This window comes from Streptomyces sp. NPDC029164 (assembly GCF_055563995.1).
In genome coordinates this window covers 106,106-129,534 of the sequence record NZ_JBVHWW010000019.1, presented here as the reverse complement: position 1 = coordinate 129,534, position 23,429 = coordinate 106,106, and the positions used below count along the sequence as shown (strand labels likewise).

28 protein-coding genes are annotated in these 23,429 nt (G+C 70.3%); 23 read left to right on the top strand and 5 right to left on the bottom strand.

Annotated elements, in window-relative coordinates; all coding sequences use genetic code 11:
* Window positions 1-89: 89 nt before the first annotated feature.
* The 5 genes from rpe to ACZ4VT_RS19915 all read left to right on the top strand — a co-directional run bounded on the left by rpe (window position 90) and on the right by ACZ4VT_RS19915 (window position 3,178).
* On the top strand, window positions 90-776 hold the full coding sequence (gene rpe, locus ACZ4VT_RS19935) for a ribulose-phosphate 3-epimerase (RefSeq protein WP_467951312.1): 687 nt from the start codon (window positions 90-92) through the stop codon (window positions 774-776).
* Window positions 777-914: 138 nt separating this feature from the next.
* Window positions 915-1,931: a sugar-binding transcriptional regulator gene (locus ACZ4VT_RS19930; RefSeq protein WP_467951355.1), complete on the top strand. Its 1,017-nt coding sequence runs from the start codon at window positions 915-917 to the stop codon at window positions 1,929-1,931.
* A 101-nt stretch (window positions 1,932-2,032) separates the two neighbouring features.
* Complete coding sequence (locus ACZ4VT_RS19925) at window positions 2,033-2,254, top strand: CarD family transcriptional regulator (protein WP_030012151.1); 222 nt, start codon at window positions 2,033-2,035, stop codon at window positions 2,252-2,254.
* A gap of 49 nt (window positions 2,255-2,303) precedes the next feature.
* Entirely contained in the window at window positions 2,304-2,756 is a 453-nt protein-coding gene (locus ACZ4VT_RS19920; protein ID WP_467951311.1) for a guanyl-specific ribonuclease, read from the top strand.
* A complete protein-coding gene (locus ACZ4VT_RS19915; RefSeq protein ID WP_467951309.1) occupies window positions 2,753-3,178 on the top strand; it encodes a barstar family protein in 426 nt (141 codons plus the stop codon). The genes ACZ4VT_RS19920 and ACZ4VT_RS19915 overlap by 4 nt, the downstream gene beginning before the upstream one ends.
* 128 nt (window positions 3,179-3,306) lie before the next feature.
* On the opposite strand, the gene ACZ4VT_RS19910 is transcribed toward ACZ4VT_RS19915, so the two are convergent.
* From ACZ4VT_RS19910 to ACZ4VT_RS19890, 5 genes are all read right to left on the bottom strand, one after another.
* Window positions 3,307-3,777, bottom strand: coding sequence for a group II truncated hemoglobin (locus ACZ4VT_RS19910; protein ID WP_362810498.1), 471 nt, complete (start codon window positions 3,775-3,777; stop codon window positions 3,307-3,309).
* A gap of 2 nt (window positions 3,778-3,779) precedes the next feature.
* Window positions 3,780-4,103, bottom strand: coding sequence for a putative quinol monooxygenase (locus tag ACZ4VT_RS19905; RefSeq protein WP_030706380.1), 324 nt, complete (start codon window positions 4,101-4,103; stop codon window positions 3,780-3,782).
* Window positions 4,104-4,176: 73 nt separating this feature from the next.
* On the bottom strand, window positions 4,177-4,686 hold the full coding sequence (locus ACZ4VT_RS19900) for a hypothetical protein (protein ID WP_467951307.1): 510 nt from the start codon (window positions 4,684-4,686) through the stop codon (window positions 4,177-4,179).
* A 69-nt stretch (window positions 4,687-4,755) separates the two neighbouring features.
* The gene (locus ACZ4VT_RS19895; protein WP_467951305.1) at window positions 4,756-6,492 is read right to left on the bottom strand and encodes an FAD-dependent oxidoreductase; all 1,737 of its coding nucleotides are present in this window, start codon (window positions 6,490-6,492) and stop codon (window positions 4,756-4,758) included.
* Complete coding sequence (locus tag ACZ4VT_RS19890; RefSeq protein WP_467951354.1) at window positions 6,489-6,755, bottom strand: UBP-type zinc finger domain-containing protein; 267 nt, start codon at window positions 6,753-6,755, stop codon at window positions 6,489-6,491. Before ACZ4VT_RS19890 ends, ACZ4VT_RS19895 begins: the two co-directional genes overlap by 4 nt.
* Before the next feature lie 287 nt (window positions 6,756-7,042).
* Between ACZ4VT_RS19890 and ACZ4VT_RS19885 the strand changes: the two genes are divergently transcribed.
* From ACZ4VT_RS19885 to ACZ4VT_RS19800, 18 genes are all read left to right on the top strand, one after another.
* A complete protein-coding gene (locus ACZ4VT_RS19885) occupies window positions 7,043-7,867 on the top strand; it encodes a type 1 glutamine amidotransferase domain-containing protein (RefSeq protein ID WP_467951304.1) in 825 nt (274 codons plus the stop codon).
* Between the two features lie 53 nt (window positions 7,868-7,920).
* Window positions 7,921-9,558 (top strand): thiamine pyrophosphate-binding protein, encoded by a 1,638-nt coding sequence (locus tag ACZ4VT_RS19880; protein ID WP_467951303.1) that lies wholly within the window; start codon window positions 7,921-7,923, stop codon window positions 9,556-9,558.
* 42 nt (window positions 9,559-9,600) lie between these two features.
* Window positions 9,601-10,035, top strand: a complete 435-nt coding sequence (locus tag ACZ4VT_RS19875) for a nuclear transport factor 2 family protein (protein WP_365477452.1) — start codon at window positions 9,601-9,603, stop codon at window positions 10,033-10,035.
* A gap of 23 nt (window positions 10,036-10,058) precedes the next feature.
* Window positions 10,059-10,514 (top strand): nuclear transport factor 2 family protein, encoded by a 456-nt coding sequence (locus ACZ4VT_RS19870; protein WP_467951301.1) that lies wholly within the window; start codon window positions 10,059-10,061, stop codon window positions 10,512-10,514.
* A 13-nt stretch (window positions 10,515-10,527) separates the two neighbouring features.
* Window positions 10,528-10,899, top strand: coding sequence for a nuclear transport factor 2 family protein (locus tag ACZ4VT_RS19865; RefSeq protein ID WP_467951300.1), 372 nt, complete (start codon window positions 10,528-10,530; stop codon window positions 10,897-10,899).
* A gap of 10 nt (window positions 10,900-10,909) precedes the next feature.
* Entirely contained in the window at window positions 10,910-12,529 is a 1,620-nt protein-coding gene (locus tag ACZ4VT_RS19860) for a GMC family oxidoreductase (protein WP_467951299.1), read from the top strand.
* Window positions 12,522-13,133: a DJ-1/PfpI family protein gene (locus ACZ4VT_RS19855; protein ID WP_467951297.1), complete on the top strand. Its 612-nt coding sequence runs from the start codon at window positions 12,522-12,524 to the stop codon at window positions 13,131-13,133. The genes ACZ4VT_RS19860 and ACZ4VT_RS19855 overlap by 8 nt, the downstream gene beginning before the upstream one ends.
* Window positions 13,133-13,576, top strand: coding sequence for a VOC family protein (locus ACZ4VT_RS19850; protein WP_467951295.1), 444 nt, complete (start codon window positions 13,133-13,135; stop codon window positions 13,574-13,576). Before ACZ4VT_RS19855 ends, ACZ4VT_RS19850 begins: the two co-directional genes overlap by 1 nt.
* Before the next feature lies 1 nt (window position 13,577).
* Window positions 13,578-15,401, top strand: a complete 1,824-nt coding sequence (locus ACZ4VT_RS19845) for an AGE family epimerase/isomerase (protein WP_467951293.1) — start codon at window positions 13,578-13,580, stop codon at window positions 15,399-15,401.
* A 37-nt stretch (window positions 15,402-15,438) separates the two neighbouring features.
* A complete protein-coding gene (locus ACZ4VT_RS19840) occupies window positions 15,439-15,783 on the top strand; it encodes an STAS domain-containing protein (RefSeq protein ID WP_319722283.1) in 345 nt (114 codons plus the stop codon).
* Window positions 15,780-17,918 (top strand): glycogen debranching protein GlgX, encoded by a 2,139-nt coding sequence (gene glgX / locus ACZ4VT_RS19835; protein WP_467951291.1) that lies wholly within the window; start codon window positions 15,780-15,782, stop codon window positions 17,916-17,918. Before ACZ4VT_RS19840 ends, glgX begins: the two co-directional genes overlap by 4 nt.
* Window positions 17,919-17,934: 16 nt before the next feature.
* The gene (locus ACZ4VT_RS19830) at window positions 17,935-18,246 is read left to right on the top strand and encodes an STAS domain-containing protein (protein ID WP_215147958.1); all 312 of its coding nucleotides are present in this window, start codon (window positions 17,935-17,937) and stop codon (window positions 18,244-18,246) included.
* On the top strand, window positions 18,243-18,716 hold the full coding sequence (locus ACZ4VT_RS19825; protein ID WP_467951289.1) for an ATP-binding protein: 474 nt from the start codon (window positions 18,243-18,245) through the stop codon (window positions 18,714-18,716). The genes ACZ4VT_RS19830 and ACZ4VT_RS19825 overlap by 4 nt, the downstream gene beginning before the upstream one ends.
* Window positions 18,698-19,957 (top strand): PP2C family protein-serine/threonine phosphatase, encoded by a 1,260-nt coding sequence (locus tag ACZ4VT_RS19820; RefSeq protein WP_467951286.1) that lies wholly within the window; start codon window positions 18,698-18,700, stop codon window positions 19,955-19,957. Before ACZ4VT_RS19825 ends, ACZ4VT_RS19820 begins: the two co-directional genes overlap by 19 nt.
* A complete protein-coding gene (locus ACZ4VT_RS19815; RefSeq protein ID WP_362810538.1) occupies window positions 19,958-20,701 on the top strand; it encodes a MinD/ParA family ATP-binding protein in 744 nt (247 codons plus the stop codon).
* 69 nt (window positions 20,702-20,770) lie between these two features.
* Window positions 20,771-21,511 carry a type 1 glutamine amidotransferase domain-containing protein gene (locus tag ACZ4VT_RS19810; RefSeq protein WP_467951284.1) on the top strand — a complete coding sequence of 247 codons (741 nt, stop codon included), beginning with the start codon at window positions 20,771-20,773 and terminating at the stop codon, window positions 21,509-21,511.
* 33 nt (window positions 21,512-21,544) lie between these two features.
* Window positions 21,545-23,029: an aldehyde dehydrogenase family protein gene (locus tag ACZ4VT_RS19805; protein WP_351297121.1), complete on the top strand. Its 1,485-nt coding sequence runs from the start codon at window positions 21,545-21,547 to the stop codon at window positions 23,027-23,029.
* A gap of 24 nt (window positions 23,030-23,053) precedes the next feature.
* The coding region (locus tag ACZ4VT_RS19800; RefSeq protein WP_467951353.1) for an NAD(P)-binding domain-containing protein at window positions 23,054-23,429 on the top strand (376 nt) is incomplete at its 3' end.

Here is a 23,429-nt window from a genome sequence, read left to right as displayed (position 1 = left end):
GTTCTCCGTGATCGGTTAAGCGTTGCTAAGCACGTCCCGACTTGCGGGGTCGTGGCCGGAACCGGCCGCAGGCATGGCAGGCTTGGGGCATGGCCGCGCAGATTTATCCGAGCATCCTGTCCGCCGACTTCGCCCGACTCGCCGAGGAGGCGAGGGCCGTCGAGGGAGCCGACTGGCTGCATGTCGACGTCATGGACAACCATTTCGTCCCGAACCTCACCCTCGGCATGCCCGTCGTGGAGTCCCTGAGCCGGGCCACGGACATCCCGCTGGACCTCCACCTGATGATCGAGAACCCGGACCGCTGGGCCCCGCAGTACGTGGAGGCCGGTGCGGGTTCGGTCACCTTCCACGCCGAGGCCGCGGCTGCGCCCGTGCGCCTCGCGCGGGAGATCCGGGCCAAGGGGGCGCGGGCGTCGATGGCGCTCAAGCCCGCGACGCCCATCGAACAGTACGAGGACCTCCTCCCCGAGCTCGACATGCTGTTGATCATGACGGTCGAGCCCGGCTTCGGCGGCCAGCCCTTTCTGGACATCATGCTCCCCAAGATCCGCCGGACCCGGGAGCTGATCTCCAAGCACGGCCTGGAGCTGTGGCTGCAAGTCGACGGCGGGGTCTCGGCCTCGACCATCGAACGCTGCGCCGAGGCCGGCGCCGATGTGTTCGTGGCGGGCAGCGCCGTCTACGGCGCGGTCGATCCGGCCGCCGCCGTGCGCACGCTGCGTGAGCAGGCGGGTGCGGCGATCGCCGCGGCGCCGTGGGCTTGCGACCACTGAGCCAAGCGTTGATGAACAGCTCGGTGAACGGGAGCTGTCCAGGCTGATCAACGGCCGTCGGATCTGACAGGATGAACGGCGAGTCGAGAGTGTGAACACGAGAGTGTGAACAGCAGTGAGGAGAACGCGGTGTCTGCAATGTCGGCGGGACGGTCAGCCCTGCGGATGGGACCCGCGGAGCTGGTGCAGGCGGCGGCCATGGCGCGCCGTTTCTACCTCGAGGGCAAATCCAAGATCCAGATCGCCGAGGAGTTCGGCGTGAGCCGCTTCAAGGTGGCCCGGGTCCTGGAGACCGCCCTGGAGCGGGACCTCGTACGGATCGAGATCCGGGTACCGGCCGAACTCGACGCGGAGCGTTCGGACGCGCTCAGGGCCCGGTACGGGCTCCGGCACGCCGTCGTGGTGGAGTCGCCCGCCGACGCCACCGAGGACGCGCCCGACCCGGAGAACCTGGGCGCGGTCGCCGCCGATCTGCTGGGCGAACTGGTCAACGAGGGCGACGTACTGGGCCTGGCCTGGGGACGGTCGACCATCCACATGGCCGCCTCGCTGCACCGGCTGCCCCAGTGCACCGTGGTCCAGCTGACCGGCGTGTACGACGCGGGGACCGCCGAGCGCGGCTCGGTCGAGGCCGTGCGCAGGGCCGCCCAGGTCTCGGGCGGCGACGCGCACCCGATCTACGCGCCGATGCTGCTGCCCGACCCGGCGACCGCGGCCGCGCTGCGCAACCAGACCGGGATCGCGCGCGCCTTCGAGTACTTCGACAAGGTGACGGTCGCGGCCGTCTCCATCGGGTCGTGGGAGACGGGCATCTCCACCGTCCACGACATGCTGACCGACGAGGAGCGGGCCCACTACGCCTCGCTCGGCGTCGCGGCCGAGATGTCCGCCCACCTGTTCGACTCCGAGGGCCGGCGGGTCGGCCGCGACCTCGGCGAGCGGTGCATCACCGTCGAGGCGGACCGGCTGCGGCGGATCCCGGAGGTCGTGGCGATCGCGGGCGGGCTGCGCAAGGCCTCCGCGATCGGGGCGGTGCTCCGGTCCGGGCTGGTGACCAGCCTCGTCACGGACACGGCGGTCGCCGACTACCTGCTGACCGAGTCGGCCCCCGGACTGCGGCCCGCGCTGGAGCGGGCCGATCCCGACGACCTGTAGCGGCGGATCGGCGCTCCATCGCGGCAGCCGTGCGGATGGTGCCGGAATTGAGATCCGAACGGCGGACCGCGCGGCGGCCTGCTGGGCGCATACTGGTTCCAATGACAAAGTCAGCAGTACCTCGCCGCCATTTGCCGTCCAGCCCGTTCAAGGCCCCCGTGGAACAGCCCATCCGGCAGTTCAACGTCGGCGACCGGGTCACTCACGATGAGCACGGCCTCGGCCGTGTCGTCGGAATCGAGGAGGGGATCGCCGTTCTCGTCGACTTCGGTTCGGTCCAGAAGCGAATCCTGAGTCCCTACACCAAGATGGCCGCACTCTGAGGCCACCGGGCGATTCGCGAGCGAATCGGATATTTGGCACGATCGGTGCATGATCTTTCGGAACGTGCCCCGATCGTTGCTGCGTTTGCTGGGGGCCGTGTTCCTCTGTGCCGCGCTGGTCGGCGCGGTGGGCTGTGGCGGGCAGCAGCCCGCGCCCGCCGCCGCCAGCGCCAGTGCGCGCGGGGCCAGTCCCGGCAGTAGTACCGCTCCCGCGTGGGCGAAGGGGATGGCCGCCGTACGGGCCGACGCGCTTCCGCAGCAGGCCCGGGACGTGCTCGCGCTCATCGACAAGGGCGGGCCGTATCCGTACCGGCAGGACGGCACCGTCTTCGGGAACTTCGAGAAGGCCCTGCCCAAGCAGAAGCGCGGCTACTACCACGAGTTCACGGTGCGGACGCCCGGGGAGCGGGACCGCGGGGCCCGGCGGATCGTGACGGGTGAGGGTGGGGAGTTCTTCTACACGGACGACCACTACGACACCTTCAAGGCGGTTCTCCGATGAGCCTGGACCCGCAGCCGCTCGCCCCCGCGCTCGCGGCGGCCGATGCCGCCGGCTGGACGACCGTACGGCTGGACCTGGACGGCGTACGGGGCAAGGCGGAGCTGATGCGGCGGTGCGGGGTCGCCCTGCGGCTGCCGGAGTGGGTCGGCGGGAACTGGGACGCGTTGGCTGACGCGTTGCGGGACCTGTCGTGGCTGCCGGGGGGTGCGGGGCGGCTGGTGGCGGTGACGTCGTGGCGGGGGTACGCCGAGGCCCGGTCTGCGGAGTGGGAGATCTTCGTGGAGGTGCTGGAGGAGGCCGTGGACTTCTGGCGGGGGCTGGACGGCGGCGAGCCGGGGCTGACGGTGCTGCTGGCCGAGACCGGGCCCGGGCCGGCTGCCGGGGCTCCGCGGACGCCGCGCCCCAAGCACCGGCGGGGCTGAAAGATCGGGGCTCCGCCCCGGACCCCGCTCCTCAAATGCCGGAGGGGCTGGATGGTGCGGCGGGGCTGGAGTGGTGCGGCGGGGCCGGCAGGGGGAAGACCCGGGGCGCTGCCCCGGGTCTTCGGCGTTCAGTCCGTCTTCGGGATCCACGGTGGGGTCTGGCCCCAGGACCAGACCGGGATCTTGGCCGCGTCCACCGGGGGCGGGTTGGGGCCCGAGTAGATCAGGGCCATGCGGGTGCCCCACTCGATGTAGTAGGCGAAGACGCCGCGGAACTCGGGGTCCGTCGGGAGGCCGACCTCGTCGGCCGTGTCCATCAGCAGGTCCACCCAGCGGCGGCGCTGCTTCTCGGTGATCCCGCGGCCCAGGTGCTTGGTGGCCATGTGCTGGTGGCCGCCGTGGTGGGCGGTGTAGTCCGAGGGGCCGCCGAAGACCTCCGAGAGCCAGACCGCGACGTGCTGCGGGTGCTCCGAGTCCATGCCGGCGAAGACCGGGGCCAGGATCTCGTCCCGCAGGGCGTGGGCGTAGAAGGCGTCGGTGAGACGGTTCATCGCCTCCGCGCCGCCCATCCACTCGTAGATGGTGGGTGTGGTGCTCATGGCTATCCGGCGGCCTTTCCCGTGCCCACGACGCCCGTCACGAGGTAGTGCTGCATCTCCTCGATGGCCGTCACGTACGGACGGATCGCGCTGAAGAACGCCGGGAAGTGCTCGCCCTTGCGGAATCCGCCCAGGTGGGCCTCGATCGAGGTCCAGCGGATGCGCAGGATGTAGCGCTCCTTCTCCTCCTCGCACCGGGCCAGTTCGTAGTCGATGCACTCCGGTGACGCGGCCAGGGCCTCGGCGGCCCGGGCGTACGCGTCCTCGAAGGCAGGCTGGTCGTCCAATGCGATCCGGTAGCGGATGTATTCGACGGTGGTGGTCATGGGTGCGTGCCTCTCGCTGGTTGGTGGTCCCGGCCAGCCTTACGCGATCATGCGCCGGAGTGGGGCCGATCGGTCATTCGGACCCGGACTTCCTGGAGTCGGTCTCGCCGGCGACGTCCGGGCCCTGCTCACGGACCTGGCGGACCTTGTCCAGGGAGTCGCGCAGTTCCGTCAGCCAGGTGTCGGTGTTGCGTCCGACGAGGCGCACGCACCAGGCCAGGGCGTCGGCCCGGCTGCGGGCGACACCGCCGGCGACCAGGGTGTCGAGGACCTGGCGTTCGGACTGGCGCAGGCGGGTCATCACCGGGACGGCGAGGTGGGTGAAGAGCGTCGTCTCCTCACCCACCCGCACGCCCCAGGCGACCTTGCGGCGGTAGAGGGACTCGGCCTCGCGGGCCACCTCGATGCGCTGTTCGCGGGTGCGTTCGCGGAACTCCTTGACCGACTCGGTCCCCGGGATGACGCCGACGACCGTGATCTCCTCGCGGTCGGCCGTGACCGAGAGGAGGGACTCGTAGACGTCCATCGGCAGGCGTTCGGCGAACCACGCGCGGAGCTGTTCGCTCTGTTCGGCTGTAATCATGTAATCAACGTTGCATCCGGTACCTTCTTGATCGCAAGAGTCCAGGCCCCGGCGAATGTCGCAGTGCTCTCAGCCCATCGAGCGGTAGCGGTGGATCAGGGAGACGGCCATCGCGCCCTCGCCCACGCCCGAGGCGACCCGCTTGACCGAGTGGGCGCGGACGTCGCCGGCCGCGAAGACGCCGGGGACACTCGTCTCCAGCGGGTAGGGGGCCCGCTCCAGGCTCCACTCGGCCGGGAGTTCCCCGCCGTTCGCGATCAGGTCCGAGCCGGTGAGGACGAAGCCGTGCTCGTCCCGCTCGACGATGGCGGCGAGCCAGTCGGTGTGCGGACGGGCGCCGATGAAGGTGAACATGAACCGGGCCGGGACCTGCGTGTTCTCGCCCGTGTCCGCGTCGTGGAGGGTCAGCCGCTCCAGGTGCTCGTCGCCGTCGAGGCGGACCACCGTCGTACGGACCCTCACCTCGATGTTCGGGGTGCGGTCGATCTCGTCGATCAGGTAGCGGGACATGCTCGCGTCCAGGGAGGCCGCGCGCACCAGGATCGTCACCCGGGCGGCGTACTTGGCGAAGTGCACCGCCGCCTGGCCCGCCGAGTTGGCCCCGCCCACGATGAACACGTGCTGGGAGATGCAGGCGGAGCTCTCGGTGGTGGCCGCGCCGTAGTAGAGCCCCGCACCCTCGAAGCGGTCCGCGCCCGGGGCCTCCAGACGGTTGTACGAGACGCCGGTGGCCAGCAGCACCGTCTCCGCGCTGATCTCGGTGCCGTCCGCCAGGGTGAGGATCTTCGCCGGGTCGTCCCGGGCCAGCGAGACCACCTCCACCGGGTGCAGGATCTCCGCGCCGAACCGGGAGGCCTGGATCGTGGCCCGGCGGGTCAGGTCGCCGCCCGAGAGGCCCGACGGGAAGCCGAGGTAGTTCTCGATCAGGCTGGAGGTGCCGGCCTGCCCGCCCGGGGCGCGGGAGTCCAGCATCAGGGTGGAGAGGCCCTCGGAGGCCGAGTAGACGCCCGCCGCCAGGCCCGCCGGGCCCGCGCCGACGATGACGCACTCGTAGTGCGGGCGCGAGGCGGTCGTGGCCAGGCCCAGGCGCTGGGCGAGCTGGGTGTCGGTGGGGGCGGAGAGCACCGTTCCGTCCGGGAAGCGGACCAGCGGGAGCGCACCGTCGGGCTGGGCCGCGATCAGGGTCAGCGCCTCGGGGTCCCGTTCGACGTTGAGGAAACGGAACGGCTGGCCGTTGCGGGTGAAGAAGTCCCGGACGGCGTGGGTGCCGGGGGAGACCAGGTGGCCGGCGACGATGATGCCGTCGTACGCGGGGCGGTAGGTGGCCAGCCAGTCGGACAGCAGGTCGTCCAGGACGGGGAAGAGCCGCTCGTGCGGCGGGTCCCACGGCTTGAGCAGGTAGTAGTCCAGCCGGACCCGGTTGATGGCGGTGATCGCCGCGTCGGTCTCCGCGTAGGCCGTCAGGAGCACGCGGCGGGCGTCCGGGAAGCGGCTGACCGCCTCCAGCAGGAACTCGACGCCGGTGACGTCGGGCATCCGCTGGTCCACGAGGAACAGCGCGGGGTCGTGGCCGCGCTCGTCGAGGGAGTCCAGGATCTTCAGGGCGTCGGCCGCCGAAGAGGCACCGAGCACCCGGTAGCGGTCGCCGTAGGCGCTGCGCAGGTCGCGGCGGACGGCGCGCAGCACCTGCGGGTCGTCGTCCACGGCCAGGATGACCGGCTTCTTGTGCTCCGCGCGCTCGGCGGCGGCCGCCGCGGCGGCCGCGCTCACCGCGGGGGCGGCGGAGCCTTCCCGGGCCGCGCTCATGCCGGGTCCAGCATCAGCTTGTCGGCGTAGCACCAGGCCCAGTCCTCGCCGGGCTCGTGGGAGGCGGCCACGGCGTGCTCGGTGGTCCGGTAGTGCCGGGTGGCGTGACGGTTCCTCGACGAGTCGCAGCATCCGACGTGCCCGCAGCTGAGGCACATCCGCAGGTGCACCCAGGTGTCACCGGTGGCGAGGCACTCCTCGCAGCCGGCGGCGGTGGGTTTCACCGGACGTATCTGATCGATGTGTGTGCACAACAGGTCCATCGTCATCGTCCCCGTCCCTCTCTCGTGCTCGTTCACCAACACGGCCCGCGCGCCCGTGATTCACGGCGCGTCCAGACCATAGGGCGGGGACCCGGTAATGGTTCATCGAATCGGCCGAAGTCAGGTAGTCCTGAAGCTACTTCATGACGTCCGCGGATGACTTCCTGAGGTGCCGACACGACCTGGGCCGCTACCTCACGAAGTCGCATACCAGCGCTTTGACGCACGCCCCGGGCGCGGCCAGTGTGGGGGACGCCAACGACAACAGGCGGCGCCTGGAGGAATTCGTGAGCAGAAAGATTCTGGTCATTGTCTCCGAACATGGTTACTGGGCCGAGGAACTGATAGGCCCCGTATCGAAGTTCGACGAGCGAGGCTACGAGGTCGTATTCGCCACGCCGACCGGGAAGCGCGCACACGCTCTTCCGCCGAGCCTCGACGCGAACTACATCGACCCCCCGCTGGGACGCTCGGTCACCACCGAGGAGAACGCCCGGCTGGGGCGGGAGTTCGAGCAGTCGAGCCGGCTGGACTCGCCGCTCGACATCGAGGCGTGGGTCCCCGAGCGTCCGTACACGAGCGACGAGGGCTACCTGCCCAAGCTGGAGCAGTACCACCGGGATCTGGACACGCTCGACGCCGACATCGCGGATTACGACGCGATCCTCATCGTCGGCGGCAGCGGCCCGATCGCGGACCTCGCCAACAACGAGCGCGTGCACGCCCTGATCCTGGCCTTCAAGAAGGCCGGCAAGGTCGTGGCCGCGGAGTGCTACGGGGTCGCCTGCCTGGCCTTCGCCCGGGACTGGAGCGACCGCAGGAGCATCATCTGGGGCAAGCACGTGACCGGCCACTGCAAGGAGTACGACTACAAGGACGGCACCGGATTCCTCGGTACCGACTTCAACATGGGGCCGCCGCCGTATCCGCTGGAGTACATCCTGCGCGACGCGACGGGCCCGCGCGGCGCGTATCACGGGAACTTCGGCAAGCCGGTCTCGGTGATCGTCGACTTCCCCTTCGTCACCGGACGTTCCACCCCCGACTCGTATCTCACGGGGCAGAAGATCGTGGAAGTCCTGGAGGACGGTCTCACCCGATACGGCTGGTGATCCCGGCGGCCGCGGAGAAGCCGCAGGGAAGTCGGAAAGCAGAGGGGGAATTCATGGAAGCCACTCCCGGACGGGAAAGGCTGATCGAGCAGTTCAAGGCCGACGGCCTGAATGTGATGTTCGGAAATCCGGGGACGGTGGAACAGGGATTCCTCGACGCGGTGGACGCGGCGGAGGACTTCACCTACATCCTCGCCCTCCAGGAGACCGTGGCCGCCGGCATCGCCGACGGGTACGCCCGGGCGACCGGCGGCGCGGCCCTGCTCCAACTGCACTCCGGAGTGGGGCTGGGCAACGGCATCGGGATGCTCTACCAGTCGCTGCGCGGCCACACCCCGCTCGTCGTGGTCGCCGGTGACGCCGGGGTGCGCTACGACGCCATGGACGCGCAGATGGCGTCCGACCTGGTGGCGATGGCGAAGCCGGTGACCAAGTACGCGACGCGGGTCACCGACCGGCACTCCGTGCTCCGCACCGTCCGGCGCGCGGTGAAGATCGCGCTCACCCCGCCCCGGGGGCCCGTGTTCGTGGCGCTGCCGATGGACGTGCTGGACGAGCTCAACTCCGAGCCGGTCCTGCCGGCCACGGTGCCGCTCACGGACGTGGCGCCCTCGCCGGCCTCGGTGGGACGGGCGGCCGAGCTGCTCTCCTCCACGCAGCGGCCGGTGCTCCTCGTCGGTGACGGGGTCTCGCTCTCCGGGGCGCAGAACGAGCTCGCCGCCGTCGCCGAGCTGCTGGGCGCCGACGTGTACGAGGTCGACTCGTCCGAGGTGAACATCGCGGCCTCGCACCCGCTGCGGCGCGGCCAGACGGGCCACATGTTCGGCCCGCACAGCAAGGAGCTGGTCGGGGACGCCGACGGGGTGCTGATCGTCGGCACCTATGTCTTCCCGGAGGTGTTCCCCGAGCTGGAGAGCCCCTTCCGGGCGGGCGCGAAGGTCGTCCACATCGACCTCAACGCCTACGAGATCGCCAAGAACCACCCGGTGGACCTGGGCCTGGCCGCCGACCCCAAGCAGGCGCTGCGCGCGCTGGCCGGCGTACTGGACCGGCTGCTGACCCCGCAGCAGCGGGCGGCGGCGGCCTCCCGGCTCGACGTACGGACCCGGGAGCGGGCCCGCGAGGCGCAGGTGGCCACGGACGACGGATCGCCGATGGCCGTCTTCCTGAAGACCCTGGCCGAGCGCACCGGCGGGGACCTGATCGTCTTCGACGAGGCGCTGACCACCTCACCGCTGCTCACGCGGTTCCTGCCCGCGGAGCGCCCCGGCGACTACCACCTCACCCGGGGCGGTTCGCTCGGCGTGGGCTTCCCCGGCGCCGTCGGCGCCAAGCTGGCCCGCCCGGACCGGCTCGTCGTCGGCTTCGCGGGCGACGGCGGGTCGATGTACACCTACCAGGCGCTGTGGACGGCCGCCCGGCACGGCATCGACGCCAAGTTCGTGGTCTGCAACAACCGCAAGTACCGGCTGCTGGACGACAACATCGCCGAGTACTGGCGGGAGCGGGACATCCCGGCGCACGAGTACCCGGGCTCCTTCGACCTCTCGCACCCCGAGATCGACTTCGCCGGGCTGGCCCGGTCGCTCGGCGCCGGCGGGATGCGGGTGGAGAAGCCGGACGAGGCGGTCTCCGCCGTGGGCCGGATGCTGTCCCACCCCGGACCCTTCCTCGTCGACATCCAGATCTGACAGCCATCCGACGCACGCCCAGCACGGACAGGAGGAGACCGCATGCCCGCCGAGCGGCAGCTGACCGAGGACGCGATCCGCAGTTTCGCCGAGAAGTGGTACGTGGCGCTGGACCGGCACGTGGGGGCGGCCGAGGTGCTCGCCCTGATCACCGAGGACCTGGAGTTCAAGGTCCCCGAGGACACCTTCCTCGGACACGAGGGCTTCGGGCGCTGGTACGAGGCCGTCACCCACCGCTTCTTCGACGAGGTGCACACGGTCACGAAGGTGGAGCCCGTCATCGAGGGCGACCGGGCGGTCGTCCGGGTCCTCGTCAACTGGCAGGCCAAGATCTGGAACCCGCCGGCCGCCCGCAGCGAGTGGCTCGGCTTCGACGCCGATCAGACGTGGACCGTGGTCGCCGGTCCGGACGGACCGCTGATCAAGCAGTACACCGTCAACGACCTGGCACCGATGCCCGGTTCCGGCTCCCTCTGACCGCCGGCGAAGGAGAAGCGACCATGAGCGAAGTGACGCAGGAGCGGGTGCGGGCGGCCTACGCCGCCCTCGGCTCCGGCGACCGGGCGCGCATCCTGGAGTACTACTCCGAGGACCTGCGCTGGCTGGTGCCGGGCAACCACCCGCTGGCCGGCTGGTACGAGAGCCTGGACGCCTTCCTGGAGCTGATGGGGCAGACCCACAAGCTCACGGGCGGCACCTTCCGGATGGACCTGGAGGCGGTCCTCGTCGGCGAGGACTGTTCCGCGGACGTGTGCCGCAACGTCGCCCTGCGGGCCGGCGCGGCCGAGACGAGCGGGTCCCCGTACGAGCGGATGGACTACCCGGTCTTCCACTACATGCGCTGGCAGGACGGTCGGATCGTCGAGGGCCGCGACGGGCTCTTCGGGGACTCGGCAGCCGCCTTCAGCCAGTTCTGGGCGCCGTTCGCGCCGGACGGAACCCGCAGGGACCGATAGGGGGATGAGCGCGATGGACGCACGACAGATCCTTCAGAGGTACTACGAGTACGCCAACGCCGGGGACTGGGACCGCTGGTGCGACCTGTTCGCCGACGACCAGGTCATGGACGAGCAGCTGGCCGGCCACATCGAGGGACTCGAGGTCCTGCGCTCGATGATGAAGGGCATGGGCACGATGTACCGGGTCTTCCGGAACGAGCCCGTGCACTTCCTCGTCGACGGTGAGAAGGCGGCGGCCGTCTCGCACCTGACCGCGGTCAGCGCCTCGGGCGAGCCCATCGAGGCCGAGGTCATGAACTTCTTCCGGATCGTGGACGGAAAGATCGCCTACATGGCGAATTACCACGACACGGTTCCCTTCCAGGTGCTGAGCCAGGGCTGAGGGGGGATCCGTGAGCGCGGAAGAGTACGACTACATCGTCGTGGGATCCGGCACCGCGGGCAGTGTCCTCGCGGGCCGGCTCTCCGAGGACCCGGACGTCTCCGTCCTCGTCCTGGAGGCGGGCGGCTCCCGGATCCCGCCCGAGGTGGACGACCCGTCCTCCTGGTACAAGCTCCTCGGCGGCCCCGTGGACTGGGGCTACACCAGCACCCCGCAGCCCGGCCTGGACGGCCGCCGCACGTACGAACCGCGCGGCAAGGCCCCGGGCGGCAGCAGCAACCTCTACATCATGATGCACATCCGGGGCCACGCCTCGGACTTCGACAACTGGGCCTACCAGGGCGCGGCCGGCTGGGCCCACGAGGACGTGCTCCCGTACTTCGCGCTGCTGGAGGGCCAGGAGGACGCCACCGCCGCCACCACCGGCACCCGGGGTCCGCAGCGGATCACCAACGCCGGGCGGCACGGCCCCAACCCGGTCTCCCGCGCCTTCATCGACGCCGCCGTCGAGCTGGGCCACGAGGAGATCGCCGACTTCAACACCGACGGCCCCCGGCGCGGCCTCTTCGGCACCGGCTGGCACCACATCGACGTGGCCGAAGGCCGCCGCCAGGGCGCACTGGCCGCCTATCTGGAGCCCGCGCTCGGCCGGCCGAACCTGACCCTGCGCACCCACGCGCAGAGCACCCGGCTGCTCTTCGACGGGGACACCTGCACGGGCGTCGAGTACGCCCAGCTCAGGGCCCCCGCCACGCCTTCGGACGGCGACGTCCCCGGCCGGACCGTGGCCGACGGGCACAGCCGTGCGGCGGCGCCCGGGCTGCACACCGTACGGGCCCGCCGGGAGGTGATCGTGGCCGCCGGGGCGATCGAGTCCCCGAAGCTGCTGCTGCTCTCCGGCATCGGCCACCCCGAGCAGCTGCGCGAGCACGGCATCGCGGTCACCGCGGCCCTGCCCGGGGTCGGCGAGAACTTCCACAACCACGTCCTGACCGGGCTGATGGCCGAGGTCACCCAGGAGCTCCCGCCGCCGGCGCAGAACCTGTCCGAGAGCGCTCTTTTCCTGTCCTCGCGGCCCGGACTGCCCGCGCCCGACCTGCAGATCGCCTTCGTCCACGTGCCGTTCGACGTGATCGTCGGCCAGGACCACCCCAACACGGTGTCCATCCTGCCCGGTGTCGTACGGCCGGTCTCGCGCGGCTGGATCAGGCTGGCGAGCGCCGACCCGCTGGCCCACCCGCTGATCAACCCGAACTACCTGGGCGACCGCTGGGACCTGGAGCGGATGGTGCAGGGCGTCAAGACCGCCCGGGAGATCTTCGCGACCTCCGCCTTCTCCCCCTGGTACAAGCAGGAGCTGCAGCCCGGACCCGGCTACGTGAGCGACGACGACCTGCGGGCCTTCGTGAAGCAGAAGTCGGAGAGCTACCACCACCAGGCCGGCTCCTGCCGCATGGGCATCGACGACCTCTCCGTCGTCGACCCCGAGCTGCGGGTGCACGGCGTACGGAACCTGCGCGTCGTCGACGCCAGCGTGATGCCCGCGGTCCCGTCGGGCAACTGCCACACCGCCATCGCGATGATCGCCGAGCGCGCGGCGGACTTCCTGAGGGGGACCTCCCGTGCCTGATGCCGTCCTGCGCGAGGGCGCGCTGTCCGGGACCCGGATCGCGGTCCTGGTCGAGAGCGACTACTACGAGCCGGAGATCTTCTACTACCAGCACCGGTTCGCGGAGGAGGGCGCCGAGGTCGACTTCCTGACCCGGCTGTGGGGCAACGGCTCCATCACCTTCTCCGGCCACGAGTACCGGGCGCCGTTCACCGCCGACAAGTCCCTGGAGGGGCTGAGCGACGAGGAGCTGCGCCGGTACGCGGCAATCATCGTGCCCTCGGGCATGGTGGCCGACCGGCTCCGCTACACCGAGGACGTGGACGTGCTGGCTCCGGCGACGGAGCTGCTGCGCCGGGCCTTCGACGAGCCGACGGTCCTCAAGGGGATCATCTGCCACGGCATGTGGCTGGCCGCCTCGATCCCCGACAAGATCGAGGGCCGCAAGGTGGTCTGCCACAACAACCTCATCGGCGACGTCCGCAACATGGGCGCCGAGTACGTCAACGAGGACGTGGTGGTCGACGGCGACCTGGTCACCGGCCGCACCGGGGCCCACCACCACCTGTTCGCCCGCCGGATCATCGAGCTGATCGCGGCCGGGCGGGGCCGGGGGGCGGCCTGATGGCCGGCCCGGTCTGGTCGCACGTGGGCCTCAACTGCGTGGACCAGAAGACCACCGAGGACTTCTACACCCGCTACTTCGGATTCTCCCGGGCCCGGGTGGTCGACCTCGGGGAGTCGCAGATCGTGTTCCTGCGCAAGGGGGACGCGTACCTGGAGCTCTTCGCGGCCGGCACCGAGCCGGCCCGCCCTGCCCACGACGACGGGCCGCAGGCCCCGGGCAGGATGCGCCACCTGGCCTTCCAGACGGACAGCGTGGACGCGTTCCTGGCCGAGCTGGGCGACGCGGCCGAAGTGACCCTGGGGCCGCTGGACTTCGACGACTTCATCTGCGGCTGGCGGACCGTGTGGGTCCGCGATCCCGACGGGGTCATCGTCGAGGTCAGCCAGGGATATGAGGACGACCGCTCTCACGAGGGCTCTCACGACAAGGACGGTGCTTGACATGGCGGATGCCGTGAGCTTCTCCTTCTCCGACACCATCGCCGGCTACGTCGAACGCTTCGACTCGGGGGCGCGCGTGCTGCGTCTGAAGACCTCCGACGGGCGCGGGTTCGACGTCTCGCTCGCCGGCGACCCCAGCGCCGAGCTGGTCCGCAACCTGGACGAGCCCTACATCGACGCTTCCGGGCACATCGACGAGATGCTCTCGCCGGGCCGGTTCCTCTTCGTCTACGGAGTCCACTACCCGGAGCACGGCGGGCGGTTCGACGCCAAGCGCCTGGTCTTCCTGGGCCGCGGCGCCGAGGACTTCCGCTTCGAGGAGCCCAGCTGGTGGATCAAGCAGATCGAGTCGCTGGCCGACTTCTACAAGCGGGCCCAGTTCGGCGACGGGCCGGTGGACTTCACCGAGTACCGCACCGAGATCCGGCTCGGCGGCGACAAGACCGCCAGCCACGTCCAGGAGACCGACACGATCTCCCGCCTGGTCTACGGCATGGCCTCGGCCTACCTGCTCACCGGCAAGGACGAGTACCTGGAGGTCGCCGAGCGCGGCACCGAGTACCTGCGCAAGCACATGCGGGTCGTGGACAGCGAGGAGGACGTGGTCTTCTGGTACCACGGCATCAGCGTTGACGGGGACAGCGAGCGCAAGCTGTTCACCTCTGAGTTCTCCGACGACTACGACGCGATCCCGATGTACGAGCAGATCTACGCGCTGGCCGGCCCCATCCAGACGTACCGGGTCACCGGTGACGTCCGGATCAAGAACGACGCGGACGCCACCATCCGGCTGTTCGACAAGTTCTTCTTCGACCCGGAGCAGGGCGGCTACTACTCGCACATCGACCCGATCCTGTTCAGCGCCGACCACGAGTCCCTCGGCGAGAACGCCGAGCGCAAGAACTGGAACTCGGTCGGCGACCACGCGCCCGCGTACCTGATCAACCTGTACCTGGCGACCGGCGACCAGAAGTACGCCGATTTCCTCGAGTACACCTTCGACACCATCGCGGACAAGTTCCCGGACTACAAGAACAGCCCCTTCGTCCAGGAGCGCTTCTTCCGCGACTGGTCGCACGACACCGCGCACAGCTGGCAGCAGAACCGCGCGGTGGTCGGCCACAACCTGAAGATCGCCTGGAACCTGATGCGGATGAACTCGCTGAAGGCCAAGCCGGCGTACGAGGACCTCGCCAAGAAGATCGGCGAGATCATGCCGGCGGTCGGCAGCGACGTGCAGCGCGGCGGCTGGTACGACGTCGTCGAGCGGATCAAGTCCGGGGACGAGGAGACGTATCGTTTCGCCTGGCACGACCGCAAGGCCTGGTGGCAGCAGGAGCAGGCGATCCTCGCCTACCTCATCCTGAACGGCACGGTCGGCGGCGAGGCGAACCTGCGCGAGGCCCGGCAGGCGCAGGCCTTCTACAACACCTTCTTCCTCGACCACGACGAGGGCGCCGTCTACTTCAACGTGCTCGCCAGCGGTACGCCGTACCTGCTCGGCACCGAGCGCCTCAAGGGCAGCCACTCGATGTCCATGTACCACTCGGCGGAGCTCTGCTACCTCTCCGCCGTCTACAACAACCTGCTCATCAACGGCCGGGAGATGGACTTCCACTTCCAGCCCGACCCGGCCGGCCTGCCCGACCGCGTCCTGCGCGTCTCGCCCGACCTGCTGCCGGCCGGCTCGGTGCGGATCGCGTCCGTGGAGATCGACGAGAAGCCGTACACGGACTTCGACGCGGACGCCCTCACGGTGCGGCTGCCCGACGTCCAGGGCCGGGTGAAGGTCAAGGTCCGGCTGCGGCCGACGGCAAAGAAGTAGCGCTCAACGGGGGGCGCCCCAACCAGAGGGGAAGGCAATGACTCTCAACGTCAAGGAACGCCGGAACAAGACGGGCACCGTGCTCGTCGCCACCGGTGAGATCAACAGCGAGACATCCGGTTCGCTGCTCCAGGCCCTGCTGCCGCTCGTCCGCGAGGGCAAGCCGCTGAAGATCGACCTCACGGCCGTCACCTACGTCTCCAGCGCGGGCCTGCGCACCCTGCTCGTCGTCTACCGCGAGGCGCAGCACGCCGGCGTCGCCGTCACCCTCTACGGGGTGAGCGAGGAAGTCCGGTTCGTCATGTCGGCCACCGGCTTCCTCGACTTCTTCGAGACCGGCGAGGCCGTCGCGGCCGCCGCCAAGGCCAAGGCCGCGCGATGACCGAGACCCGGTCCGAGCAGGTCCTGCGCGTCGACGCGTACCCGACCCACGAGGTGGGCGGGTACCGCGTCCGCGCGGGCAAACCGTTCCCCTTCGGGGCCAACGTGGTCCCCGGCGGGGTCAGCTTCTCCGTCTTCTCCGACCAGGCCACCTCCATGACGCTGGTCATCTACAAGCGCGGAGAGCCCGAACCGATGGCCGAACTGGAGTTCCCCGAGGAATTCCGCACCGGCAGCGTCTTCGCCATGACGGTCTTCGGCCTCGACCACGAGAACATCGAGTACGGGTACCGGGCCGACGGCCCCTACGATCCGGTCACCGGCCACCGCTTCGACGCCCGGCAGGTCCTCTCCGACCCCTACGCCCGGCTGATCGCCGGCCGTGACGTGTGGGGCGTGGAGCCGGACCGCAGCCGCGGCTACCAGTACCGCTCCCGCGTCTGCCTCCAGGACTTCGACTGGGGCGACGACACGCCGCTGGGCATCCCCGCCGAGGACCTCGTCGTCTACGAGGCCCACGTGCGCGGCTTCACCCGGCACCCCAACTCGCAGGTCACCGCGCCCGGCACCTTCGCCGGGCTGCGCGAGAAGATCCCGTACCTCAAGGAACTCGGCGTCAACTGCATCGAGCTCCTGCCGGTGTTCGAGTTCGACGAGAGCGACAACACGCGCTCCAACCCGGAGACGGGCGAGCACCTCTTCGACTACTGGGGCTACAACACCGTCTCCTTCTTCGCCCCCAAGGCCGGCTACGCGGCCACCGGGCGGTACGGGATGCAGGGCGACGAGTTCCGCACCCTGATCAAGGACCTGCACGCGGCCGGCATCGAGGTCATCCTCGACGTCGTCTTCAACCACACCGCCGAGGGCAACGAGCAGGGCCCGACGATCTCCTTCAAGGGGCTCGACAACGCCACGTACTACATGCTCACGCCGGAGGGGTACTACTTCAACTTCAGTGGCACGGGCAATACGGTCAACTGCAACCACCCCGTCGTGCGCAACTTCGTGCTCGACTGCCTGCGCCACTGGGTCGCCGACTACCACATCGACGGCTTCCGCTTCGACCTCGCGGCCATCCTCGGCCGGGCCCTGGACGGCACCCCGCTGCCCAACCCGCCGCTGCTGGAACTGCTCGCCTACGACCCCGTCCTGCGGCACACCAAGCTCATCGCCGAGGCCTGGGACGCCGGCGGCCTCTACGAGGTCGGCAACTTCCCGGCGTACGGCCGCTGGGCGGAGTGGAACGGCAAGTACCGCGACACCGTGCGCCGCTTCCTCAAGGGCGACGCCGGCGTCACCGGCGAACTGGCCACCCGCATCGCCGGCTCGCCCGACCTGTACTCCAGCCGCGGCACCGCGGCCTCGGTCAACTTCCTGACCGCGCACGACGGTTTCACCCTCGCCGACCTGGTCTCCTACAACGACAAGCACAACGAGGCCAACGGCGAGAACAACAACGACGGCGCCAACGACAACAACAGCTGGAACTGCGGTGCCGAGGGGCCCACCGACGACCCCGGGATCAACGCGCTGCGGACGCGGCAGATGAAGAACGCCCTCGCCATCCTCTTCACCAGCCAGGGCATTCCGATGCTGCTGTCCGGCGACGAGGTCGCGCGCACCCAGCAGGGCAACAACAACACGTACTGCCAGGACAACGAACTCTCCTGGTTCGACTGGGACCAGGTCGACCAGAACGCCGAACTGCTCCGGTTCACACGGGAGATGATCGCCTTCCGCAAGCACCACCGCGAGCTGCGCGCCACCGCCCACCCCACCGGCCAGGTCCGCGAGAACCTGGGCCTGCCGGACATCAGCTGGCACGGGGAACGGGCCTGGCAGCCCGACTGGTCGTCCGAGAGCCGGCTGATCGCCGTGGCCCGCTGCGGCACCGGGGACGACGACGTGGTGTACGTGGCCATGAACGCGCACTGGGAGTCGCACGACCTGGAACTGCCCGCCCTGCCGGGAGGCCGGAGCTGGCACCTGTTCGCCGACACCGGGGCCGGGGCACCGCACGACATCCGCACCCCCGGCGGCGAGCAGGAACTGGACAACGCCGGGAAGTACCTGATCGGCCCGCGCTCGGTCGTGATCCTGGTGGGCCGTACCAATGATCCCGAGATGCCGTGACCGAAGGAGACCTGACATGCCGCTTTCCGTGTCCCTGAGCATCGAGGGCGACACCACCGTCATCGAGCTGACGGGCGAGCTGGACGCCAAGACCGCGCCGGACTTCCACCAGACCATCGAGAAGGCCGCCGGACACGGCACCAGCACCGTCGAGATCAGGATGGCCGGCGTGGGCTACATGGCCAGCGCCGGACTGCGCTCCCTGGTCTTCGCCCAGCAGAAGGTCGCGAACAACGTCACCATCAAGGTGGTCGGTGCCATCGAGCCCGTGTCCCGGACCATCCGGACGGCCGGACTCGACCGGAGCATCGTCCTCTCCGATGAGTGACCACCGTGACTGACATGGCCGAACTGGCGAGGACGTCCTGCCTGCTGGAGGTGCCCGCGACGGTGGGGGCACTGGGCGACATCGCCGCGTTCGTCCTGCGGCTGGCCGGCCGGGCGGGCCTGGACAAGGGCGCCACGTACCGGATCCGGCTGGCCGTGGACGAACTGGCCACGAACATCGTGATGCACGGGTACCGGGGCGGTGGCGGACGGATCACCGTCCGCGGCCGCTCCGGCCCGGGCGGGGTGCAGATCACCATCGAAGACGCCGCACCCGCCTTCGACCCCGTCGAGGGCCGCCTGCCGCCCGCTCCGGGGGTCCCCCCGGAGGACCGGCGGATCGGGGGCCTCGGCATCCACCTGGCTCTGACCAGTGTGGACGAGTTCAGCTATGCGCACCGGGACGGCCGCAACATCAGCACGCTGACCGTGAAGGCTGAGGAGACGGACCGATGCCCTCCACGACCGTGATCATCCTCGACGCGTACCCGTCACCGCCGCCCGAGCTCCTGCGGGCGCTACGGATCATGGACGCGGAACTCGTCCCCCGTACACTGACGGAGCTGCTCGCGGGCCCGCTGGAACTGCTGCCCGTCGCGGACGTGCTGCTGGCCCCGGCCGAGTCCGACGGGGAGTCCGTCCGGACGGCGGTGCGCCGGCTGCGCCGCTGGGCCGGCGCCCCCATCGTGGTCGTCTGGACCGTGACGGAGTTCGCCGCCCTGGAGGCACACGTCCGGATCGGGCACGACTACCTCGTACCCCCCTTCCTGCCCGCCCTCGTCGGAGCCCGGCTGCACAGCTGCTCGGAGCGCGCCGGACTCGGCCGCACCCTGCGGGAGGCCGACGCCCGCGCCGAACTCATGGGCTACGAGAAGGAACTGGAGATCGGCCGGGAGATCCAGGCGGGCTTCCTGCCCGAATCGCTGCCCGTCCCGGCGGGCTGGGAGATCGACGTGCGCTTCCGGCCCGCCCGCCAGGTCGCCGGGGACTTCTACGACGTCTTCGAGATATCCCGCGGCCGCCGGCTGGCGTTCGTCGTCGCCGACGTCTGCGACAAGGGAGTCGGCGCCGCGCTGTTCATGGCGCTCATCCGCTCCCTGCTCCGGCACACCGCGCAGAACAGCGGCCTCCAGCACCTGGTCGCCGCCGGACGCGCCGGAGGCAGCCGGCGCATCCCGGTCGTCGGCGCCACGCCGCTGCTCAACGCGGTCACCGCCACCAACGGCTACCTCACCCGCAACCACCTGCGGCAGGGCTACTTCGCCACCCTGTTCTTCGGGGTGCTGGACCCGCTCACCGGCAGCCTCGTCTACATCAACGGCGGCCACAACCCGCCCCTGCTGCTGCCCGCCGACGGCAGCCCGCCCCGGACCCTGGACGTCACCGGCCCGGCCGTCGGGGTCCTGCCCGACGTCGTCTACACCCTGGGCTATGCCCAGCTGGACCCGGGCGACACCCTCTTCGCCTTCACCGACGGGGTGCCCGAGGCCCGCTGCCCGAACGGCAGTTTCCTCGGTGACGAACGCATGCTGGAACTGCTCGCCGGCCCGCTGGTGAGCGGCAAGGACGTGGTCGACCGGATGGACCTGGCGGTGCGCGAGCACACCGGCACCGCCGAACAGCACGACGACGTCACCATGCTGGCCCTGCACCGGCCACGCGCGGCGCGGGGGCCGCACGCGGACGGTGCCGGTCACAGGGTGGTGGCCTAGATGGCCCGCACCATCGTGGTGCACTCGCACCGCGGTGGCACCGGGAAGTCCTCGGTACTGGCGAACCTCGCGCTGCTGATCGCGGCCGGGGGACGCCGGGTGGGGCTGGTGGACACCGACATCCAGTCACCCACCCTGGACCTGCTGTTCCGGCTCGGACCCGGTGCCTCCCTCGCCGACTACCTCCTCGGCCGCTGCGAGATCGAGACCACCGCCCAACAGGCCGGCGTACCCGGCCTGTACGTCGTACCGGCCCGGACCGGGACGGCCGCCCTGCGCGAGATCATGACCAGCGGCTACGACGTGGGGCTGCTGCCGGAGGGCTTCGACAGGCTGGCCGCGCACCACGCGCTCGACGTGCTGCTGCTCGACACCCACGCCGGGCTCAACAACGAGTCGGTGACCGCCATGGCGAGCGCCGACGTACTGATGATCATGGCCCGGGCGGACCGGATCGACCTCTCCGGGGTCGAGGAGACCATCGCCCTCGCCGGCCGCCTGACCTGCCGGCGGACCGTGGTGCTGAGCATGGCCCCCGAGGGCATGGACCGGGACCGGGCCCGGCGGCGCGCCGAGGAGGTCTACGGGGCGCCGCTGGCCGGGATCCTTCCGTACTCGCCGGAAATGGCGGCGCTGTACGGGGAACGCATATTTGCAGATGCCCACCCCGACCACCCACTGGTCGGTGAATTCCGCACCATCATCTCGGCGTTGGACGCACGTGACGAAGTATCGCGGGCCTGACGTCACCCCCTTACGCCCCTTGCGGGGGGCGTGTTGAATCGGCAGCGAATCCAGAACAAGGAGAGAATCATGAAGATTCTCGTCGTCATGACGGCCAAGGCCACACTGCATCTGCTGGACGGCGAACAGCATCCCTCGGGATTCTGGGCCGAGGAATTCGTGGTGCCCTTCACGCTCTTCAAGGCGGCGGGACACGACGTGGACGTGGCGACGATCGCGGGCCGCGCGCCCACGGTCGACCAGACGAGCATCGACCCCCAGTTCCTCCGGTGGGTCCGCCCCCAGGGTTCGCCGGACGAGGACGCGGCCAACGCCGCCGAGTACGTCCGGGTCATCGGGGACACCTCCCAGCTGACGGCGCCCCTCGCGCTGGAGGACCTCACCGAGAAGGACATCGCCGATTACGACGGCGTGTACGTCAGCGGCGGTCACGGAGCCATCGGCGACCTGCCCAAGTCCGACGAGCTCGCGCAGATCCTGCGCTGGGTCATCGCCCAGGACAAGCCGCTCGCCACCGTCTGCCACGGCCACACCTCGCTGCTCGCGCTGCGCGACGGCGAAGGCCGCTGGCCGTTCGAGGGCTATCGGATGACGGCCTTCTCGCACAGCGAGGAACTGGTCACCAACATGGCCGGCCGGCTCCCGCTGATCCTGGAGGTCGAGCTCACCCGGCTCGGCGCGCGCTACGAGAAGGCCGAAGCCATCTGGGACTCGCACGTGGTCGTGGACCGCAAGCTGACGACCGGCCAGAACCCCTATTCCTCCAAGGCCCTCGCCGAGACCTTCTTACGGCAGCTCGCGAAGGGCTAGAACCGCCCCCGCACCCGACACCGGAAGGCAGCCATGACCAAGCGTGAGCTGAGCGGCCAGCCCCTCGCGAACCCCGGGAAACTGTTCATCGGCGGCAGATGGGTCCCCGCCCGGGACGGCCGTACCGAACCGGACATCAGCCCCGTGGACGGGCAGGAGATCGTGCCGGTGGCCCAGGCCGCCGCCGCCGACGCGGACGCGGCCGTCGCCGCCGCCCGCAAGGCGTACGAGGAAGGCCCGTGGAGCAGACTGTCCGCCCAGGAACGCGCGCTGCGGCTGAACCGGGTCGGTGAGCTCATCGAGCGCGACCTGGAGGAGATCGCCCTGCTGGAGACCGTGGACATGGGCAAGCCGTTCGCGTTCTCCAGCACGGTCGACGCGCCCATGGCCGCCCAGCTCATGCACTACTACGCCGGTGCCGTGACCCGGGTCGACGGCTCCTCCCGGGCCCCGGCCGGCGGACAGCTCGCCTACACCCTGCGCGAACCGCTGGGCGTGGTCTGCGCCATCACCCCGTTCAACTTCCCGCTGCTGCTGTCCATGACGAAGATCGCGCCGGCCCTCGCGGCGGGCAACACGGTGGTCCACAAGCCCTCCCCGGCCACCCCGCTCACCGCCCTGAAGATCGCCGAGCTCTTCCAGGAGGCGGAGATCCCGGACGGCGTGCTGAACGTGATCACCGGTCCCGGCGTGGAACTGGGGGAGACCCTCACCGACCACCCGGACATCGACAAGATCGCCTTCACCGGTTCCACCGTGGTCGGCCAGTCGATCATCCGCAAGGCGGCCGGCACCCTGAAGAAGGTGACGATGGAGCTCGGCGGCAAGTCCGCCAACATCGTCTTCGCCGACGCCGACCTCGACGCCGCCGAGGAACTCGCCTTCTTCGGCATCTACTACAACAAGGGCGAGATCTGCACCGCCGGCTCCCGGCTGCTCCTGCACCGCCCCATCCACGACGAGATGGTCGAACGCCTCGTCCGCCGGGCCGCCGCCCTCAAGCCCGGCGACCCGCGCGACCCGGCCACCCTCTTCGGGCCGCTGGCCCACCGCGGCCAGTTCGACAAGGTCAGCTCCTACATCGAGGTGGGGGAGAAGGAAGGCGCCGTGCTGCGCACCGGCGGCACCGGCTGGACCCCCGAGGGCGCCTCCAGCCAGGGCCTCTACTTCCTGCCCACCGTGTTCACCGGCGTCGACAACGGCATGCGGATCGCCCAGGAGGAGATCTTCGGCCCGGTCCTGTCGATCATCCCCTTCGACACCGAGGAGGACGCCGTACGCATCGCGAACGACAGCGCGTACGGCCTCGCCGCCGGCGTCCACACCAAGGACCTCCGCCGCGCCCACCGGGTCGCCTCGCAGATCAAGGCCGGCACGGTCTGGGTCAATTGCTACAACCAGTACGACCCCTCCGTGCCCTACGGCGGCTACAAGGCCTCCGGATACGGCCGCGAGTGCGGCCCCGAGTCGCTGGAGAGCTACACCCAGACCAAGTCGGTCTGGATCGGCATGGACTGAGACCCCCTTCCCGAAGGAGCGGCAATGCGCACAGGCATCATCGGCACCGGGCGGATCGGCTCGACCCTGGCGAGGATCCTGGTGGCGGCAGGCCACCAGGTCGTCCTCGCCAACGCCCGGGGCCCGCAGACCCTCGGCCCGCTCGTGGCCGAGCTGGGACGGGCGGCCTCGGCGGCGCACCCCGCCGAGGCCGCCGGCCAGGCCGAACTCCTGGTGCTGATGGTGCCCTTCGACAGCGTGCGGGGGCTGCTCCCGCCGCGCGTCGTGCAGGACAAGGTGCTCGTGGACGCCACCAACGCGTTCGGCGGCCCCGGGGGGGGGGGGGGGGGGGGGGGGGGGGGGGGGGGGGGGGGGGGGGGGGGGGGGGGGGGGGGGGGGGGGGGGGGGGGGGGGGGGGGGG